This window comes from Burkholderia sp. HI2500, assembly GCF_002223055.1.
In the GTDB taxonomy this organism is placed as follows: Bacteria; Pseudomonadota; Gammaproteobacteria; order Burkholderiales; family Burkholderiaceae; genus Burkholderia.
This window is the reverse complement of sequence record NZ_NKFL01000005.1, coordinates 236,581-254,596: the sequence shown is the minus strand read 5'-3', so window position 1 is coordinate 254,596 and position 18,016 is coordinate 236,581. Positions and strand designations below refer to the sequence as shown.

Genomic DNA, 18,016 nt, shown 5'->3' with positions numbered 1-18,016 from the left:
TCTTGATGAGAAGAGGGCGGGAGGCTGCGCACGCGTGGTGGAGCGCTCGCGCCGCCACGGGAAAAATAGCGGATAATTGCGGCTTTCATCCTTAGCCCAGATTTTATCCGAGGACAAGCGCGATGGACTTTAGCATAAAAGGCTGTGATTGGAGCAAAGGCGAGGCGAAGGGGTTCCTGACCGGGAAGTCCGACTGCATCGTGCTCGGCATCTTCGAGGCGCAGACCCTGTCGGGCGCGGCGCTCGATATCGACACGGCCACCAAGGGGCTGGTTTCGCGCGTGATCAAGGCCGGCGACATGGACGGCAAGCGCGGCAAGACGCTGTTCCTGCACGAAGTGTCGGGCATCGGCGCGTCGCGCGTGCTGCTGGTCGGCCTCGGCAAGCAGGATGCTTTCAATCAGAAAGCCTATAACGATGCCGTGACGGCCGCATGGCGCGCGCTGCTGGCGACCAAGGTCGTCCAGGTCACGTTCACGCTCGCGCAACTGCCGGTCGACGAGCGCAGCTCCGACTGGGGCGTGCGCGCGGCAATCCTCGCGCTGCGCAACGAGACCTACCGCTTCACGCAGATGAAGAGCAAGCCGGAGCCGGCGTCGCACACGCTCAAGCGCGTCGTGTTCAGCGTCGATCCGTCCGACGAAAAGGCCGCGAAGGTCGCGGTCAAGCAGGCAGTCGCGCTCGCGAACGGGATGGATCTCACCCGCGACCTCGGCAACCTGCCGGGCAACGTCTGCACGCCGACCTACCTCGGCAACACCGCGAAGAAGATCGCGAAGGATTGGGGCCTGAAGGCGGAAGTGCTCGGGCTCAAGCAGATCCAGGCGCTGAAGATGGGCTCGTTCCTGTCGGTCGCGCGCGCGTCGGTCGAGCCGCCGCAGTTCATCGTGCTGCACTACCAGGGCGCCGCCGCGAAGGCCGCGCCGGTCGTGCTGGTCGGCAAGGGCATCACGTTCGACACGGGCGGCATCTCGCTGAAGCCGGGCGAGGGCATGGACGAGATGAAGTACGACATGTGCGGCGCGGGTTCCGTGCTGGGCACGATGCGTGCGGTCGCCGAGATGGGCCTGAAGATCAACGTCGTCGCGATCGTGCCGACCTGCGAGAACATGCCGGGCGGCAACGCGACGAAGCCGGGCGACATCGTCACCAGCATGAAGGGCCTGACGATCGAGGTGCTGAACACCGACGCCGAAGGCCGTCTGATCCTGTGCGACGCGCTCACGTATGCCGAGCGCTTCAAGCCGGCCGCCGTGATCGACGTTGCCACGCTGACGGGCGCGTGCGTGATCGCGCTGGGCGGCCACAACAGCGGCCTGTTCTCGACGGACGACGCGCTCGCGGGCGAACTGCTCGACGCGTCGCGCGAAGCGAACGACCCGGCATGGCGCATGCCGCTCGACGACGAGTACCAGGATCAGCTGAAGTCGAACTTCGCGGATCTCGCGAACATCGGCGGGCGCCCGGCCGGCGCCGTGACGGCCGCGTGCTTCCTGTCGCGCTTCACCGAGAGCTATCCGTGGGCCCACCTCGACATCGCGGGCACCGCATGGAAGGGTGGCGCGGCGAAGGGCGCGACGGGCCGTCCGGTGCCGCTGCTCGCACAGTTCCTGATCGACCGCGCCGGCCAGTGATGGCGGTGTTGACGACGCTGCGGGTACGCGGGCAATGACGCGGATCGATTTCCACTCGAACGTCGGCGATTCGCTCGCGTACGCGTGCCGGCTGCTGCGCAAGGCCTACCTGGCCGGGCAGCCGGTCGTTGTGCTCGCCGAGCCCGCGCGCCTGCGCGCGCTCGACGAGCGGCTCTGGACGTTCTCGCCGCTCGATTTCATCCCGCATTGCGGTGTCGACAGCGAGCACGCAGCCGGGACGCCGATCGTGCTGGCCGCGGATCTCGACCGCGCGCCGCATCATCACGTGCTGCTGAACCTCGGCGCAGCCGTGCCCGCGCAGTTTGCCCGCTTCGAGCGCCTGCTCGAAGTGGTCGGCAATGCGCCGGACGAGCTGGCCGCGGGCCGCGACCGCTACCGGTTCTACCGCGACCGCGGCTACGCGCTGAACAACTACAAGCAGGGCAGCTAGCCGCAACCGTCAACGGAGTGTTCCCGTGACCGAAGCCGATTCATCCTCGATCCCGACGCTGACCGACGTGCTGGTGCCGGGCAAGCCGGTGCCGGCGCGCTCGCCGGCGCCCGACGCGCCGCCGCCTGCCAGCGCGGCGATTCCGGTGCTCACCGACGTGGTCGCGCCGCACGCCGCAGATGCGGCGCCGGCCGAATCCGCGCAAAGTGAGCTTGACCCCGATTCCGTCGTGGTCGAATGCGTGCCGACGCCGCACGTGCCGGCGGTCGAACTGCCGGGCGACGTGGCGACGGCTGTCGCGGCAGCGATGGGCGAGACCGATGCGCCGGCCGAACCCGGCGCCGTGGAGCACGTGGTCGCCGAAGATTCGGCGGCCATGCGCGCGCCGCTGCAATCGTCGCTGGCCGACGCCGATGTGCCGCTACCCGCGTTCGCAGCGGTGGCGCATGAGGCGGTGGCGCATGCGCGTGAAGCGCACCTGCCGGAGGCCGTCGTACCAGTCGCTGCGCGGCAGCCTGAAGCGCAGGCTGCAGCCGGGCTGACGCCGGAAGATGCGCAGCACATCGCCGAGCGCCTGCGCAATCGCCTGACAAACTATCTGACTGGGGAAGGGCGCGACGCGATCGAGGCCCGCTGTCGCGACGCACTGCATGAGCATTCGGCCTGGCTGGTCGGCCAGATCACGCGCGAAGTGGCGCTGGCGCTGGAAACCGAGGTGATGGGCTGGGTCCGCGACGCGGTCGACGAAGAGATCGCACGACGCCGCGCCGGTCATTCCGGCTAAGCAACGGGCGTTTCGCTGAAAAACGGAGTGCGATCCAGTAAGGGCCGGTGAAGTTATCGGCGGGGCACTGCACGGGTTAGTCGGGTATGCCCGCCAGTCGCCGGAATCCGGCAGATTGGCCGTTCGGCCCGGGCGTCCGGTTCAGCGCACCGACAGCACCCATTGCGCGAGCGTGTGGGCTTCGCTGTTCGTCAGTTGCGTATTCGCGGGCATCGGCACGCCGCCCCATACGCCGACGCTGCCTTTCACGATCGACTGGGCAAGGTAATCGACGGCGTCGCCGCGCGGCGCATACTTGCCGGCGATGTCGTGGAACGACGGGCCCATCAGCGGCTTGCCGATCGCGTGGCAGGCCATGCAGTTCTTGCGCTGAGCCAGCGCGAGCCCGTCGGCCTGGTCGGCGCGCGCCGCTGCCCCGCTGCCGATCAGCAAGGTGGCGAGCAGGACGCGCAATATCGAGTGTTTCATGCGGTTCTCCGCCGGCGGGGACGGCCGGCTACATGGTCCGCGCATTATAGAAGCAAAGGGAAAGCGCGTTTTGCGCGTTCCCCCGGCAGCCATGTTTATCGGGGTCGCATGTCTTGACGCGCCCGGATCAACCCGTGACGGCGCCCTGGTTCGCCGGGCGGGCGAGCGCCGCGAATTTCGCGAGCACGCCGCGCGTGTAGCGTGGCGCCGGTTGTTGCCATGCGGCGCGGCGGCGCGCGAGTTCCGCATCATCGACGTTCAGCTGCAGCAGCAGCCGATGCGCGTCGATCGTGATCGAGTCACCCTCTTGCACGAGCGCGATCGTGCCGCCGACGAACGCCTCGGGCGCGACGTGGCCGACCACCATCCCCCAGGTGCCGCCCGAGAAGCGGCCGTCGGTGATGAAGCCGACCGATTCGCCGAGCCCCTTGCCGATGATCGCGGACGTCGGCGCGAGCATTTCCGGCATGCCGGGGCCGCCCTTCGGGCCGAGGTAGCGCAGCACGAGGATGTCGCCGGCGCGAATCCGGTCGCCGAGAATCGCATCCATCGCGCTCTGCTCGTCGTCGAACACGCGTGCCGGGCCCGTGATCACCGGGTTCTTCAGGCCGGTGATCTTCGCGACCGCGCCGTCTTCCGCGAGATTGCCCTTCAGGATGGCGAGGTGGCCTTCCTTGTACAGCGCGCGGTCGATCGGGAAGATCACGTCCTGGTCCGCGCGCGGCACGCCCGGCACGTCCTTCAGCTCGTCGGCGAGCGTGCGGCCGGTGATCGTCATGCAGTCGCCGTGCAGCAGCTCCGCGTCGAGCAGGATCTTCAACACCTGCGGAATCCCGCCGGCCCGGTGCAGGTCGGTCGCGACGTACTTGCCCGACGGCTTCAGGTCGCAGATCACGGGCACGCGCTTGCGGATGCGCTCGAAGTCCTCGATCGTCCAGTCGACCTCGGCCGCGTGCGCGATCGCGAGGTAGTGCAGCACTGCATTGGTCGAGCCGCCCGTCGCCATGATCACCGACACCGCGTTCTCGATCGACTCCTTCGTGATGATGTCGCGCGGCTTCAGGTCGCGCTTCACGGCCTCGACGAGCACACGCGCCGATTCGGCGGCCGAATCGACCTTCTCCTGGTCGGGGTTCGCCATCGTCGACGAGTACAGCAGCGACATCCCGAGCGCCTCGAACGACGAGCTCATCGTGTTCGCGGTGTACATTCCGCCGCATGACCCCGACGTCGGGCAGGCGTTCTGCTCGACGCCTTCGAAATCCTCCTGCGACATCCGGCCCGCGGTGAATTCGCCGACCGCCTCGAACGACGACACGATCGTCAGGTCCCGGCCTTTCCAGTTGCCGGGGCGGATCGTGCCGCCATACACGTAGATGCCCGGCACGTTCAGGCGCGCGAGCGCGATCATCCCGCCCGGCATGTTCTTGTCGCAGCCGCCGACCACCACCACGCCGTCCATCCATTGCCCCTGCACGCAGGTCTCGATGCAGTCGGCGATCACCTCGCGCGACACGAGCGAGTACTTCATGCCTTCGGTGCCCATCGACATGCCGTCCGAAATCGTCGGCGTGCCGAAGATCTGCGGGTTCGCATCGGCCGCCTTCACGGCCGCGACGGCCGCGTCCGACAGGCGCTGCAGGCCGGAATTGCACGGCGTGATCGTCGAGTGGCCGTTCGCGATGCCGATCATCGGCTTGTCGAAATCGTCCTTCTGGTAGCCGAGGGCGTAATACATCGAGCGGTTCGGCGAGCGGGCCACGCCTTGCGTGATGTGCTTCGAGCGACGGTTGTAAGCCATGGGGGACTCCATCGTTGTCTGGGCAACGCCGTCGAGCGACGCGCCGGTTCGGATCAATCAAGCATGGAGTGTCCGGATTGGGATGTCCAATATATTATTTGTCGCTTATTAAGTCGTTTTTCGAATGAGAGAGCCATGGCCGATCCGACTCCCGACCTGCGCCAGTGGCGCTATTTCGTGACCGTCGCCGACGAGCGCCATTTCGGCCGCGCGGCCGAACGCCTGTCGATGACGCAGCCGCCGCTGTCGCAGGCGATCCGTGCGCTCGAGGATGCGCTCGGCGTCGCGCTGTTCGCGCGCACCAAGCGCTCGGTGGCGCTGACGGCGGTCGGGGCGGCGCTGCTGCCGGACGTGCGCCGGCTGCTTGCAGCGGCCGATGCGCTGCCGCCGCTGGCGCGACGGCTCGCGCGCGGCGAGGCCGGTTCGCTGTCGCTCGCGTTCGTGTCGACCGCCGATTACGGGCTGCTGCCTGCGCTGCTGCGGGCGTTCGGTGCGCGCTATCCGCAGGTGCGGCTGCAACTCACGGAGGCGACGAGCGACGTGCAGATCGACGAGCTCGTCGCGGGGCGCATCGACGCGGGGCTCGTCATTCCGCCCGTGCCGCCGCGCCACGCGGCCGGGCTGTCGTACCTGCCCGTCATGCGCGAGCCGCTGGTGGTGGCGATGCCGGCCGCGGCGAGTAATGCGCCGGAAGACGAGCCCGTGCGTCTCGCCGAGGTTGCCGCGTTGCCGCTCGTGATCTTTCCGCGTCGTCTGGCGCCCGGCTTTTATGACATCATTACGGGCTGCTACGGCGCGGCGGGGGCAACGCCGCACATCGGCCAGGAGGCGATCCAGATGCAGACGATCGTCAGCCTCGTGTCGGCCGGCATGGGCGTCGCACTGGTGCCGCAATCGCTGCGTAACCTGCGGCGCACCGGCGTGGTCTACCGGCCGCTTGCCGATCGCGCGCCGGTCGTCGAGACCGGCCTCGTGTGGCGCACCGGTGACGTGAGCCCCGTGCTGGCCGGCTTCATCGACGTCGTGCGCGCGCAGGGCCTCGCCACGTGACGTGAACGATGACGCGCCGGTGCCGTCCAACGCGCGGTGCGGCGCGTTTGCGACGGCCGTACCGCATTCGAAAACTTCTTCGCTAACCCATGATCATTCACCCGAATTTCGACCCCGTTGCGATCCATCTCGGGCCGCTGGCCGTGCGCTGGTACGGGCTCATGTATCTCGTCGGCTTCATCGCGGCGATCGTCGTCGGCCGGATCCGGCTGAAGCTGCCGCACGTCGCGGCGCAGGGCTGGACCGCAAAGGACATCGACGACATGATGTTCTACGGCGTGCTCGGCACCGTGCTCGGCGGCCGGCTCGGCTATGTGCTGTTCTACAAGGCCGATTTCTACTTCTCGCATCCGCTCGACGTATTCAAGGTGTGGGAAGGCGGCATGTCGTTTCACGGCGGCTTCCTCGGCGTGACGCTCGCGATGATGCTGTTCGCGTGGCAGCGCAAGCGCCACTGGCTGCAGGTCACCGACTTCGTCGCGCCGATGGTGCCGACGGGGCTCGCGGCCGGCCGGCTCGGCAACTTCATCAACGGTGAGCTGTGGGGCCGCGTGACCGATCCTTCGGCACCGTGGGCGATGCTGTTCCCGGGCGCGATGCGCGACGATGCGGCATGGTTGCCGAAGCATCCGGAGCTCGTCGAGAAGTGGCATCTTGCCGACGTGTTCATGCAATACCAGCTGCTGCCGCGCCATCCTTCGCAGCTCTATGAAATCGCGCTCGAAGGCATCGCGCTGTTCTTCGCGCTGTTCTTCTTCGCGCGCAAGTCGCGGCCGATGGGCGCCGTGTCCGCGCTGTTCCTGATCGGCTACGGCCTCGCACGCTTCACGGTCGAGTTCGCGCGCGAGCCCGACGACTTCCTCGGCCTGCTCGCGCTCGGCCTGTCGATGGGGCAGTGGCTGTCGCTGCCGATGATTCTCGCGGGTGTCGCGCTGATGGTCTGGGCGTATCGCCGCCGCGCGGCGCATGCCGCTGCGTGATGCGATGTCGATGCACGTGCGATCGGCGCGTGCATCGGCGCCCTGCAGGTCAACGCAAAACGCCGGCCCTCGGGCCGGCGTTTTTCATTTCGGACTGCCGTGCGCTGCGCGTTACTTCATCTGCACGGAGCCGTTGACGGTGACCGACACGGTGGCCTTGCCGCCTTCGACCGCGATCGGCGCGCTCATCTTCGCGCTGTCCATCGGCGCCGCGGCCATCGCCATCATGCGCGGGTACGGCTGTACGTTGCGGCCGCCGCCGACGTTCACGTCGCGGATCGTGTAGCTGCCGTAACCGAATGCCTTCGCGGCTTCGTCGGCGCGGGCGCGGAACGACTTGATCGCTTCGGTCGTCAGCTTTTGCTCGGCCGCGCGCTGCGCTTCGGGCGACAGCGAGAACTCGACGTTCGCGACCTGCATCAGGTTCGACAGCTGGCCCGCAAGCTTCGACGCGGCAGCGAAATCGCGCGATTCGAGCGCCACTTCCGTACGACCGCGCCATGCGGAGATCTTGCCGTCACGATCGGTGCTCGGGTACACGGAGAAGGCGCCCGTGTGTGCGGTGACGCCCGATACGCCCTTGGCCTGCGACAGCGCTGCATCGGCGCGCTGGTTCAACTGCGCGGTGAGGCTGCCCGGATCCTTGGCCTGCTGCTCGTAGAACAGCGTGATGTGGATGATGTCCTGCGGCACGTCCGCGCTGGCCTGCGACGACAGCGACAGCACGCCTGCCGGCTCCGGAAAGTGCGGGTTCGCGGTTTGCGCGTGCGCGGCGGTCGACGCGAGCGTCAGCGCGGCGGGAACGGCGGCGGCAAGGGCGAGCGACAGCGCGAGTGCGGATTTCTTGGTCATTGTTGGACTCCTTGTGCGAGGGCGTGCACGCGGATTGCGCGTGCACGACGCGGGCGTACCGCGCGACGAAAAAACGACAGCCGGCCTGATCGGCCGACAGCGGTTGCTTAGGCCGCGCGACAGTGCCGCGAGTTCCGTTGCGGCAGTGCGGACTGACCGGATTTGACCTTTGGCGTGCGCCTACTTCATCAGCTTTTCGGTGATGAAGCGCCATTCGGCGCGCGTGACCGGCGTGATCGACAGCCGGTTGCCGCGCGCGAGCACGCGCATGTCGGCGAGTTCGTCGTGTTCGCGCAGCGCCGCAAGCGGCACGAGCGGTGATTTTTTCACGTAGCGCACGTCGACGAGCAGCCAGCGCGGCGCTTCCTGAGTCGACTTCGGGTCGTAATAGGGGCTTTTCGGATCGAACTGCGTGGGGTCGGGGTAGGGCGTCGACGACACTTCGGCGAGGCCCGCGATGCCCGGCTCGGGGCAGCTCGAGTGATAGAACAGCACGCCGTCGCCGATCTTCATCGTGTCGCGCATGAAATTGCGCGCCTGATAGTTGCGCACGCCGGTCCACGGCAGCGTGCGCTGCGGTGCGTTGGCGAGATCGTCGATGCTTGCTTCGTCCGGTTCGGACTTCATCAGCCAGTATTGCATGGATCGTGATCGACGCAGAAAGAGGCTGCTACAAAAGAAAACGGCACCGGGCTTCGCCCGATGCCGTTGGATAGGCCCCCGCCTTGGCCGCTAGGCCGGCATCCTGAACCTGAGGTTCAGAATTGGTCGCAGTTAGCAGCACTTCGGGTACATCAGACAGAGTGACGCGCGCGCCCGTGCTACAAATTTCCGCAACCGTGCACATGGCATTGGTTCAAGGAATATATGACCTTGGCGAACCAGGCAGGGAAGCTGACTGAACTGTGATTCGATGCGCCAATTTGACCACCGTTGATCGCCGAGATCAAGGGGAATCGACGCATCGATTAAAACGTTACTGCGTCTCGTGCTGTGCGAGCACCGCGCCGAGCTGTTCGTTCATCTGGTGCATTGTACGACGGATTTCCTCCGCCGGAAATGCTTCACCGTGCCGCACGCTCGTTTGCAGCCGCAGCAATTCGGACGCGAGCGACAGCGCCGCCATCACGGCGATGCGATCGGTGCCGCGTACCGAGCTGTTCGAGCGGATTTTCGACATTTCGGCGTCGACGCGTGCGACCGCTTCGAGCAGCGCCGCTTCGGTCTCGGCCGAGCAGGCGAGCCGATAGGCCTGGCCGAGAATCGAGACTTCGATCTGCTTGGTGCTCATGCATGTTCTCCATGGCTGGCCGCGTCATCGCCATCCGTACGCGCCTGCGCATCCAGCAGGTCGAGCTGGTTGTCGGCTTGCTCCGCATTTTTCGAGCGCGGCAGCTTTTCGAGAATCGCGTTCAGTTTCACCTGGGCGTCGTCGATCTTTGCCGACAGCGTGTCACGCTCGGCCGCAAGCGCATTGCGTTCATCGCGCAGTTGCGCGAGTTCCGTGCGGACAGCGTCCGCATCCGCGCGCAATTGCGCGACCTGCTCCTCGAGCGCGAGCCGTTCCGCGTGATAGCGCTTGTTCAGCGAAATCAGACGGCCAATATTTTGAGATAGGGTTTCGAGTTCGTTGAGCATTTGCTGCGTCCTCTAAAGACCCAGCATTTTAGCGCGGAATAACGCGCAATCCGACATCTGTAACGTTTCCAGTCGTAACACCCCTGCTTCTTGCCGCGAATCAGCGCGTCCCGTGCGTGTCCGGAGGCTTCCTTGACGCTCGCGCGACCCGCTCCTAAACTGGCGCCGCCTCGGTGCTCGCGCGTGGAACGCGCGGTTAAACGGGAAGCAGGGCGCGGGTGCCGGAAGCCCGCCAACCTGCGCTGCCCCCGCAACGGTAAGCGGCCGCGTCTCGTGACGCAGGCCGGCTCGGGCGCGTTTCGCGTGCAGATCCTGCATGCGGACGCGGGCCACTGCGCGTCATCGCGCGGGAAGGCGAGCCGGACCGCCGCCAGCCCGGATACCGGCCGAGACGGGGAGCCCGCACGGGCTTCGTGACGCGCGGCCTGCGGGGAGGCGGGGCGCGCAATGCTTCACGGAATCTTCTTCGATGCTGACCCCAATCGTCCGCGCGACGCTCAAATCACGACCGGTCCGCTGCCGCAAGCGGGTGTGCCGCACGTCGTGTGCGGCGCCGTGCGCGGCATGAGCGCCGCGCGCGCCACCGCGATCTGGGCCGCGCTGGCTGCGGCAGTCGCGCTGCTGTTCGTCGCGTCGCTGTCGATCGGCAGCGTGCCGATGTCGCCATGGCAGGCGCTCGCGTCGCTCGTGCCGCATGGCGGCGACGCGCTGTTCGCCGATATCGTCCGCACGCTGCGCCTGCCACGCGCGCTCGCGGGCTTCGCATGCGGCGCGCTGCTCGCGCTGGCCGGCGCACTGCTGCAGGTACTGTTGCGCAATCCGCTCGCGGAGCCGTACGTGCTCGGCGTGTCGGGCGGCGCGGCCGGCTTCGCGCTCGTCGCGATGATCGCGGGTGGCGCGTGGTGGCTCGTCGATGCGTCGGCGTTCGCCGGTTCGCTCGTGTCGGTCGCCCTCGTGCTCGGTCTCGCACGCCGCGAGCTGGGGCGCGGCGATTCGCGCGACGCGTCGCCGCGTTTGCTGCTCACCGGCGTCGTGATCGCGGCCGGGTGGGGCGCGCTCGTCACGCTGCTGCTGTCGCTTGCACCCGACGCACGGCTGCGCGGGATCATCTTCTGGCTGACCGGCGACCTGAACGGCGTGGCCGCGCCGTGGTTCGCGTGGGGGGCGCTGTTGCTGGCCGCCTGCGTCGCGCTGCCGGTCGCGCCGCAACTGAACGTGCTGCTGCGCGGCGACGCGACCGCACTCGCGCTCGGCGTGCCCGTTGCGCGCCTGCGCGTGCGGATCTATCTCATCGCGTCGCTGGCCGCCGCAGCCGCGGTGACGACGGCCGGCACGATCGGTTTCGTCGGCCTCGTCGTGCCGCATGCGCTGCGGCTCGCCTTCGGCAACGACCAGCGAATGCTGCTGCCCGCCGCGATGCTCGCGGGCGGCGGCGGCGTGATGGCGGCCGACCTGCTCGCACGCACCGTGATCGCGCCCGCGCAACTGCCGGTCGGCGTGATGACCGCGCTGATCGGCGTGCCGGTGTTCCTGTGGATGTTGTTGAGGAGACCGATGCGATGACGGGGGCCGCACTGCACGCCACGGCCGGCGACTTGAACTACGCGGCCGTCGGCCTGACGCTGAAGGCCGGCGCGCGTACGCTGCTCGACGGCTTCACCCAGGTGTTTCGGCCCGGCGAGATCTGGTGCGTCGCCGGGCCGAACGGCGCGGGCAAGACGACGCTGCTCGCGACACTCGCGGGGCTGCAGCCGCCGGCCGGCGGACACGTCGAGATCGACGACCGGCCGCTTGCCGCATGGCCACCCGAGCAGCTCGCGCAGCGTCGCGCGCTGATGCCGCAGCAATTGCACGACGCATTCAGCGCGACCGTGTTCGACACGGTGCTGCTCAACCGCTTTCCGTATCTCGGCGGCTGGGGTTGGGAACGCGACGGCGACCACGCGGCCGCGCGCGACGCGCTGGCGACGTTCGACCTGACCGCGCTCGCGTCGCGTGACGTGCTGTCGCTGTCGGGCGGCGAGCGGCAGCGCGTCGCGCTGGCCGCGACGCTGTGCCAGGACGCACCGTTGATGCTGCTCGACGAGCCGCTCGCGCATCTCGACCTGCATCACCAGATCGATTGCCTGACCGCGCTGGCCGCATGGCTCGACGCGGGCCCGCGCACGGTGCTGTTCTCGTGCCATGATCTGAATCTCGCGCGGCGTTTCGCGACGCATGCGCTGTTGCTCGACGGCCGCGGCCATGCGTGGGCCGGCCCCGTGCACGACGTGCTGACGCCCGAGCGCGCGAGCGATGCGTTCGGCTATCCGCTCGTGCTGATCCGCGAGAACGGCCGCGATGCGCTGCTGCCGGCGTGGCCCGAGCGACAATGACCTTTTCTTTTCCGATGCGCGGCGCACACCGCGCCAACGACACGGCTTTTCGATGACGACCCCGACCCCCTTCCCGCCCGCGATCGCGCCGCTCGACGAGGTGCTGCGCAAGCGCCTGCAGCACGTGATCGACCACAAGACCAAGCCGCCCGGCAGTCTCGGCCAGCTCGAGGCGGTCGCGTTGCAGATCGGCCTGATCCAGCACACCGAGCGGCCGGTCGTGCAGCGTCCCGTGATGATCGTGTTTGCCGGCGATCACGGGATTGCCGCCGAGGGCGTGAGTCCGTATCCGCAAGCGGTGACCGCGCAGATGGTCGCGAACTTCCTCGCCGGCGGCGCGGCGATCAACGCGTTCTCGGGCGTCGCGCAGAGCACGCTCGAGATCGTCGATGCGGGGGTTGCGTCACCGCTGCCGCTGTCCGACCGGCTGGTGTCGCTGCCGGTCGCACGCGGGACGCGCAACTTCGCGGCAGAGCCGGCGATGACGCGCGACGAGGCGATGACGGCGCTCGCGGCCGGCGCGGCGCGCGTGCGCCTGCATGCGTCGCTCGGCACGAACGTGATCGGCTTCGGCGAGATGGGGATCGCGAACACGTCGTCGGCCGCGTGCCTGATGAGCCGCCTGCTCGGCGTGCCGATCGACGCGTGCGTCGGGCGCGGCACGGGCCTCGACGACCAGGGCCTCGCGCACAAGCGCGCGGTGCTCGGCCGTGCGCTCGTCAAGCACTCGCACGCGATCGCGCCGCTCGATGTGCTCGCGACGTTCGGCGGCTTCGAGATCGCGATGATGACGGGCGCGTATCTCGCGGCCGCGAGCGAGCGGATGACGATCCTCGTCGACGGCTTCATCGCGACGGCCGCGCTGCTGGTTGCCGAGCGCATCGCGCCCGGCGTGCGCGACTACTGCGTGTTCTCGCATACGTCGCACGAGGCCGGGCACCGGCGCATGCTCGAGCATTTCGGCGCGAAGCCGCTGCTCGCGCTGGACCTGCGGCTCGGCGAAGGCACGGGCGCCGCGCTCGCGCTGCCGCTCGTGCGGGCGGCAGCCGCCTTCCTCACGGAGATGGCGAGCTTCGAATCCGCCGGCGTCGACAATCGTGACGCCTGATCGCGCGCGCGGCGTGCGGGCCGAACTGCGCTACTTCTTCGTCGCGCTCGGCTATTTCACGCGGGTGCCCGTGCCGCGCGCGATCGGCTACGCGGCTGGCGATCTCGACCAGGCCGCGCGCTATTTCCCGCTCGTCGGCGCATGTGTCGGCACGTGGGGTGCGCTCGTCTATCTTGCTGCGCTGCGCGCGCTGCCGCCGTCGATCGCGGTCGGGCTGTCGATGGCCGCCACGCTGCTCGCCACGGGCGCCTTCCACGAGGATGGCCTGGCCGACAGCTGCGATGCATTCGGCGGCGGCTATACGCGCGACGACGTGCTGCGCATCATGCACGACTCGCGGATCGGCACGTTCGGTGCGGTCGCGCTCGTGATCTCACTCGGCGTGAAATGGCAGGCGCTCGCGTCCATGCTGCCGTTGCGTGCCGCGTGGACGATGATCGCCGCGCACGCGGCGAGCCGAGCGGCGGCGGTGAGCCTGCTGATGACGCTCGACTACGTGCGGCCCGAAGGCAAGGCGAAGCCGGTTGCGCAACGGATGGGTGCACGCGCGGCGTGCGTCGCGGCACTGTTCGGATTGCCCTGGCTATTCTGGCCCGACTGGCGCATGGGTGTCGCCGCATGCGTTGCGCTCGTGCTCGTGCGCGCGTGGGCCGCCCGCTACTTCGTGAAGCGGATCGGCGGCTATACCGGCGACTGTCTCGGCTTCACGCAGCAACTGTGCGAACTGGCGATCTATCTCGTGGTGCTCGGATGGACGTCGTCCTGATCCGTCATCCGGCCGTCGGCATCGAGCCGGGCATCTGCTACGGACGCAGCGACGTGCCGCTCGCCACGCCGGCCGAGGCCGGGGCGAAGGTGGTGCGTACGCATCTGTCTGCTATCGGCGCGCCGCTTCCCGAACAGGTCTGGACGAGCCCGCTGATGCGCTGCGCATCGGTGGCCGAACGGCTCGCGCAGGCATGCGACGTGCCGCTGCGGCGCGACGCGGACTGGCAGGAGATGGATTTCGGCGCGTGGGAAATGCGGCGCTGGGACGATATCGATCGCGCGGCGCTCGATGCGTGGGCGGCCGACCTGATGCATGCGTGCGCGCATGGCGGCGAAAGCGTCGCGCGGTTTGCCGCGCGGGTTGCGCGGCGAGCCGACGCAGTGGCGCAGTTCGTCCGGCCGCAGTGGGTCGTCACGCATGCGGGCGTGATCCGTGCGTTTGCATCGCATGTATTGCGCGTGCCGCTCGACACATTGCTGTCTCGCCCCGTACCGACAGGGGGTGTCGTCTGGCTGCGCGCGGATGCTGCCGCGCGAACGTGGGACGTGATGCACTGGGACGCATAGGTGCGCTGGCCACCGCGTGTGAACGACGCAGCGCGCGGTCAGTTCGTCTCAGGCATCCGGCACGCGATGACCGCGGACGTCGCCGGAAATCAGCGCGCCGCCCGCCGCGCACGCGCGGCATCGAGATCCTCGCACAGCGCGGCCGCGCCCTGCGCGATCCGCGGCGACGGCCGTGTCAGCAGATCGCCGTCGATCGCGAACAGGTTGTTGCGTGCCACGGCCGTCAGTGCGGGCCACGTGCGCCAGCGCGCCAGGCTCGGCAGCGGTTCGTCGGAGCGCGTCGTACCCGCACGCGTCGTCACGATCGCCTCCGGATTCGCCGCGAGCACGGCCTCGTCGGTGACGGTCGGCACGAGCGGCTTGAGCGAGCCGAACACGTTGCGGCCGCCGCACAGCTCGATCACGTCGTTGATCAGGTGCGCACCGTTGAGCGTCATCAGCGGCCGATCCCAGACCTGGAAGAACATCGTGACGGGCGCTCGCGTCGAGTAACGCGTGCGCAGTGCCGCGATGTCGCGCGTATAGGCAGCCGCGGCCGCATCGGCAGCCGGTTGCGTGCCGAGCAGCGTGCCGAGCCGGCGCAGCGATGACGCGACGTCGTCGAGATGCTTCGGTTCGCTGAAGAACAGCGGGATGTGCAGCGCGCGCAGCGCATCAGTCTGCCGCTCGGCATTGCCGTGTCGCCAGACGACGATCAGGTCGGGCTTCAGCGCGGCGATCCGCTCGAGATCGAGCGCCTTGTTGTCGCCGACGCGCGGTATCGCTTGCGCCGCGGGCGGATAGTCGCTGTACGTGACGGTGCCGACGAGCTTCGCGCCGCCGCCGGCCGCGTAGACGAGTTCGGTCGCGTGCGGCGCGAGACTGATCACGCGCTGCGCGGGTGCCGGCAGCGTGATGGTGTTGCCGGCGTCGTCACGCGTCGTGACATCGGCGTGGACGCGTGGCGCGTAAGCAAACGCAGCCAATAGCGCGATTGGCGCGAGCCGGTGAAACATGCGTGAATTCATGCGGATTCCCGTTGCAGCATCGGCACGCAGTGTGCGAGCGCGTCGCCGAGGCGCTGCCATTCCGCTTCGTTCCCCGGCAAGCCGACGCGTACGCTCGACGGTGTCGGGAAGTGCCGCGTCCAGACCCCGCGTGCGGCGAGTGCCGCATGCAGTGCCGCAGCGCGCGGGTCGTCGGTCCAGCTGAAGAGCGGCGTCGCGCGAACCGAGAAGCCGTGCGCGCGCAGCAAGGCGGCCAGCCGTTCGCCGTCGGCCGCGAGCCGTTCGCGGGCGGCGGCCTGCCATGCGCGGTCGGCGAACGCCGCGGCGACCGCGTGGCGGGCAGGGCCGCCGACCGTCCACGCGCCGAGCATGTCGCGCAGCGCGACGATCCGGTCAGGACAGGCGAGCACGAAGCCTGCGCGGATGCCGGCGAGCCCGAAGAACTTGCCGACCGAACGCAGCACGATGAGCCCGGGGCGATCGACGTGCGGCGCGAGCGACCGCGTCGCGCCCGTATCGGCGAATGCCTCGTCGACGATCAGCGTGCCCCCGCGCGCGGCCAGTTGCACGTGCCAATCGAGCAGGCGCTCGGCCGACAAGAACTCGGCGGTCGGATTGTTCGGATTCCCGACGATGACGTGACGCAGCGTCGCAGGCAGCGTATCCGCGTTGATGTCGAGCGCGACGACGCGATGGCCGTGGCGCGCGAAGGCGGGCGCGTATTCGCCGTACGCGAGCGCCGCGACGCCGGCGTCGCCGGTCGGCAGCAACGCGGGCAACGCGCGGATCGCAGCCTGGCTGCCGGCAACCGGCAGCACGTGTGCGGGATCGGGCGCGTGGTAGTACTGTGCGGCGCAGGCCGCGAGGCCGTCGCCGTCGTCGGGCAGCCGGCGCCATGCGTCGGCCGGGACGGGCGGCACCGGATAGCCGACCGGATTGATGCCGGTCGACAGGTCGAGCCACGCGTCGTACGGAATGCCGTGGCGGCGCGCGGCTTCATGCAGGTTGCCGCCGTGTGCGATGCGGGTGTCAGACATGATGGGTGGCCATGGCGAGGGCGCCGCTCGCGACCAGCAGCGCGAGCCACAGGGCGAGCGTGCGCGTGACGAGCGACAGCGCGGCGACGATGTGGACGGCGGTCGCCGTGGCGCCGGTGCCGAGCGCGGGACGATCCTCGATCTCGCCGTGATAGACGGCCAGGCCGCCGAGCTGCACGTTCAGGCTGCCGGCGCCGGCGGCCATCACCGGGCCCGCGTTCGGGCTGTCCCAGTGGCGCGCCTGCGTGCGCCAGCAGCGCCATGCGGCGGCCGTGTCGCCGAGCAGTGCGTAGCTTGCGGCCGTGAGGCGCGCGGGAATCCAGTTCAGCGCGTCGTCGAGGCGCGCGGCGGCCCAGCCGAAGGTCAGGAAGCGCGGCGTGCGGTAGCCCCACATCGCGTCGAGCGTGTTCGCGAGCCGGAACAGCAGCGCGCCGGGGCCGCCCGCGACGACGAACCAGAACAGCGCGCCGAAGATCGCGTCGTTGCCGTTCTCGAGCGCGGATTCGACGGCTGCGCGCGACAGCGCGCCTTCGTCCGCGTCGCTCGTGTCGCGCGACACGATGCGCGCGGTCAGCGCGCGGGCGGCGCCGAGGTCATGCCGCAGCAACGCGGCAGCGATCGGCGCGACGTGGTCGGCGAGGCTTTTCGCGCCGAGCGCGAACCACAGCAGCGCGATATGCAGCGCGGCCGCGAGCGGCCACGGCAGCACGGTCGTGAGCCATGTCGCGATGGCGACCGGCGGCACGACCGCCGCGACCCAGGCGGCGACGCCGATCACGCGGCCGCGCCGGCCCGTGTTCAGCGCGCCTTCGATGCGCGCGGCGAGGCGGCCGAACGCGACGAGCGGGTGCCAGCCGGCTGGTTCGCCGATCGCGCGGTCGATGATCGCGGCCGCGACCGCGAACATCGCGACGACGGGCAGCGTCAGCATCAGCATGACGGTGCTCCGGTCTTGAGGTCGAGCGGCAGCCCGGCGACGAGCAGCGTCACGCGTGTCGCGAGCGCGGCGACGCGCTGGTTCAGGCGCCCGAGCTCGTCGACGTAGCGGCGCGTGACCGACCCGAGCGGCACGACGCCGAGCCCGATTTCGTTACTGACGACGATCACCTTCGCGCGTGCGCCGCGCAACGCGTGCTCGAGCCGCTCGACCTGCACCGCGTACTGCGCATCGTCGAGCGGTTCACCGTCGGCGGGACACAGCAGGTTCGTGAGCCACAGCGTCAGGCAGTCGACGAGCAGGCACGCGTGCGGATCGTCGAGCCGTGCGAGCGTGCCGGCGAGATCGACGGGCGCGTCGGCGAAACCCCAGTCGGCCGGCCGGCGCGCGCGATGGTGCGCGATGCGCTTCGCGAACTCGGCATCGGCGGCGGTCGCGGTCGCGATGTAGGTGACGGGGAGGCCGCTGTCGGCGGCGAGCCGCTCGGCATGTGCGCTCTTGCCCGAGCGCGCGCCGCCGAGGACGAAGGTGAGGTCGTGCGGAATCATCGCGTGATTGTAACGGCGCGGGCAGGGCGGCG

At 69.1% G+C, this 18,016-nt stretch carries 21 protein-coding genes, 1 other RNA gene and 1 riboswitch; of the genes, 10 read left to right on the top strand and 12 right to left on the bottom strand.

Annotated features, from left to right (window positions below):
• The first annotated feature begins 122 nt into the window (after positions 1-122).
• Together CFB45_RS14000 and CFB45_RS13995 are read left to right on the top strand one after the other, a co-directional pair.
• Complete coding sequence (locus CFB45_RS14000; protein WP_089426120.1) at positions 123-1,634, top strand: leucyl aminopeptidase; 1,512 nt, start codon at positions 123-125, stop codon at positions 1,632-1,634.
• 34 nt (positions 1,635-1,668) lie between these two features.
• Entirely contained in the window at positions 1,669-2,085 is a 417-nt protein-coding gene (locus tag CFB45_RS13995; protein WP_039368072.1) for a DNA polymerase III subunit chi, read from the top strand.
• A gap of 9 nt (positions 2,086-2,094) precedes the next feature.
• Here the strand turns inward: CFB45_RS13995 and CFB45_RS39450 are convergent, their stop codons facing one another.
• A complete protein-coding gene (locus CFB45_RS39450; protein ID WP_256978255.1) occupies positions 2,095-2,238 on the bottom strand; it encodes a hypothetical protein in 144 nt (47 codons plus the stop codon).
• Here CFB45_RS39450 and CFB45_RS13990 point away from each other — a divergent pair.
• A complete protein-coding gene (locus tag CFB45_RS13990; protein ID WP_256978252.1) occupies positions 2,174-2,869 on the top strand; it encodes a DUF2486 family protein in 696 nt (231 codons plus the stop codon). The genes CFB45_RS39450 and CFB45_RS13990 overlap by 65 nt on opposite strands.
• A 141-nt stretch (positions 2,870-3,010) precedes the next feature.
• Here the strand turns inward: CFB45_RS13990 and CFB45_RS13985 are convergent, their stop codons facing one another.
• Positions 3,011-3,337: a c-type cytochrome gene (locus CFB45_RS13985; RefSeq protein WP_089426118.1), complete on the bottom strand. Its 327-nt coding sequence runs from the start codon at positions 3,335-3,337 to the stop codon at positions 3,011-3,013.
• Between the two features lie 127 nt (positions 3,338-3,464).
• Positions 3,465-5,138, bottom strand: a complete 1,674-nt coding sequence (gene ilvD / locus CFB45_RS13980) for a dihydroxy-acid dehydratase (protein WP_089426117.1) — start codon at positions 5,136-5,138, stop codon at positions 3,465-3,467.
• 135 nt (positions 5,139-5,273) lie between these two features.
• Here ilvD and CFB45_RS13975 point away from each other — a divergent pair, with 135 nt between their 5' ends.
• Both CFB45_RS13975 and lgt read left to right on the top strand, forming a co-directional pair.
• A complete protein-coding gene (locus CFB45_RS13975) occupies positions 5,274-6,188 on the top strand; it encodes a LysR substrate-binding domain-containing protein (RefSeq protein ID WP_089426116.1) in 915 nt (304 codons plus the stop codon).
• 89 nt (positions 6,189-6,277) lie between these two features.
• Positions 6,278-7,168, top strand: a complete 891-nt coding sequence (lgt, locus tag CFB45_RS13970; protein ID WP_089426115.1) for a prolipoprotein diacylglyceryl transferase — start codon at positions 6,278-6,280, stop codon at positions 7,166-7,168.
• Between the two features lie 111 nt (positions 7,169-7,279).
• Here the strand turns inward: lgt and CFB45_RS13965 are convergent, their stop codons facing one another.
• The 5 genes from CFB45_RS13965 to CFB45_RS13945 form a co-directional block, all read right to left on the bottom strand.
• Complete coding sequence (locus CFB45_RS13965; RefSeq protein WP_089426114.1) at positions 7,280-8,020, bottom strand: SIMPL domain-containing protein; 741 nt, start codon at positions 8,018-8,020, stop codon at positions 7,280-7,282.
• 180 nt (positions 8,021-8,200) lie between these two features.
• Positions 8,201-8,662: an EVE domain-containing protein gene (locus CFB45_RS13960; RefSeq protein WP_089426113.1), complete on the bottom strand. Its 462-nt coding sequence runs from the start codon at positions 8,660-8,662 to the stop codon at positions 8,201-8,203.
• Positions 8,663-8,733: 71 nt separating this feature from the next.
• A non-coding RNA gene (ssrS, locus tag CFB45_RS13955) (6S RNA) lies at positions 8,734-8,915 on the bottom strand.
• An 81-nt stretch (positions 8,916-8,996) separates the two neighbouring features.
• Positions 8,997-9,311, bottom strand: a complete 315-nt coding sequence (locus CFB45_RS13950) for a cell division protein ZapA (protein WP_011352906.1) — start codon at positions 9,309-9,311, stop codon at positions 8,997-8,999.
• The gene (locus CFB45_RS13945; protein WP_089426112.1) at positions 9,308-9,658 is read right to left on the bottom strand and encodes an ATPase; all 351 of its coding nucleotides are present in this window, start codon (positions 9,656-9,658) and stop codon (positions 9,308-9,310) included. The genes CFB45_RS13950 and CFB45_RS13945 overlap by 4 nt, the downstream gene beginning before the upstream one ends.
• A 154-nt stretch (positions 9,659-9,812) precedes the next feature.
• A riboswitch (cobalamin riboswitch) is annotated at positions 9,813-10,063 on the top strand.
• 42 nt (positions 10,064-10,105) lie between these two features.
• Between CFB45_RS13945 and CFB45_RS13940 the strand changes: the two genes are divergently transcribed.
• From CFB45_RS13940 to cobC, 5 genes are read left to right on the top strand one after another with little or no spacing between them, the layout of a single operon-like run.
• Positions 10,106-11,221: a FecCD family ABC transporter permease gene (locus CFB45_RS13940; RefSeq protein ID WP_089426111.1), complete on the top strand. Its 1,116-nt coding sequence runs from the start codon at positions 10,106-10,108 to the stop codon at positions 11,219-11,221.
• Entirely contained in the window at positions 11,218-12,033 is an 816-nt protein-coding gene (locus CFB45_RS13935) for an ABC transporter ATP-binding protein (RefSeq protein WP_089426110.1), read from the top strand. Before CFB45_RS13940 ends, CFB45_RS13935 begins: the two co-directional genes overlap by 4 nt.
• A 52-nt stretch (positions 12,034-12,085) precedes the next feature.
• Positions 12,086-13,141, top strand: a complete 1,056-nt coding sequence (gene cobT, locus CFB45_RS13930; protein WP_089426637.1) for a nicotinate-nucleotide--dimethylbenzimidazole phosphoribosyltransferase — start codon at positions 12,086-12,088, stop codon at positions 13,139-13,141.
• The gene (locus CFB45_RS13925) at positions 13,131-13,907 is read left to right on the top strand and encodes an adenosylcobinamide-GDP ribazoletransferase (RefSeq protein ID WP_089426109.1); all 777 of its coding nucleotides are present in this window, start codon (positions 13,131-13,133) and stop codon (positions 13,905-13,907) included. The genes cobT and CFB45_RS13925 overlap by 11 nt, the downstream gene beginning before the upstream one ends.
• Positions 13,892-14,476 carry an alpha-ribazole phosphatase gene (gene cobC, locus CFB45_RS13920; protein ID WP_089426108.1) on the top strand — a complete coding sequence of 195 codons (585 nt, stop codon included), beginning with the start codon at positions 13,892-13,894 and terminating at the stop codon, positions 14,474-14,476. The genes CFB45_RS13925 and cobC overlap by 16 nt, the downstream gene beginning before the upstream one ends.
• 89 nt (positions 14,477-14,565) lie before the next feature.
• On the opposite strand, the gene CFB45_RS13915 is transcribed toward cobC, so the two are convergent.
• From CFB45_RS13915 to cobU, 4 genes are read right to left on the bottom strand one after another with little or no spacing between them, the layout of a single operon-like run.
• Complete coding sequence (locus CFB45_RS13915) at positions 14,566-15,483, bottom strand: cobalamin-binding protein (RefSeq protein ID WP_089426107.1); 918 nt, start codon at positions 15,481-15,483, stop codon at positions 14,566-14,568.
• On the bottom strand, positions 15,480-16,499 hold the full coding sequence (gene cobD / locus CFB45_RS13910) for a threonine-phosphate decarboxylase CobD (protein ID WP_089426106.1): 1,020 nt from the start codon (positions 16,497-16,499) through the stop codon (positions 15,480-15,482). The genes CFB45_RS13915 and cobD overlap by 4 nt, the downstream gene beginning before the upstream one ends.
• Complete coding sequence (gene cbiB, locus CFB45_RS13905) at positions 16,492-17,436, bottom strand: adenosylcobinamide-phosphate synthase CbiB (protein ID WP_089426105.1); 945 nt, start codon at positions 17,434-17,436, stop codon at positions 16,492-16,494. Before cbiB ends, cobD begins: the two co-directional genes overlap by 8 nt.
• Complete coding sequence (cobU, locus tag CFB45_RS13900; RefSeq protein ID WP_089426104.1) at positions 17,430-17,984, bottom strand: bifunctional adenosylcobinamide kinase/adenosylcobinamide-phosphate guanylyltransferase; 555 nt, start codon at positions 17,982-17,984, stop codon at positions 17,430-17,432. Before cobU ends, cbiB begins: the two co-directional genes overlap by 7 nt.
• Positions 17,985-18,016: the final 32 nt, after the last annotated feature.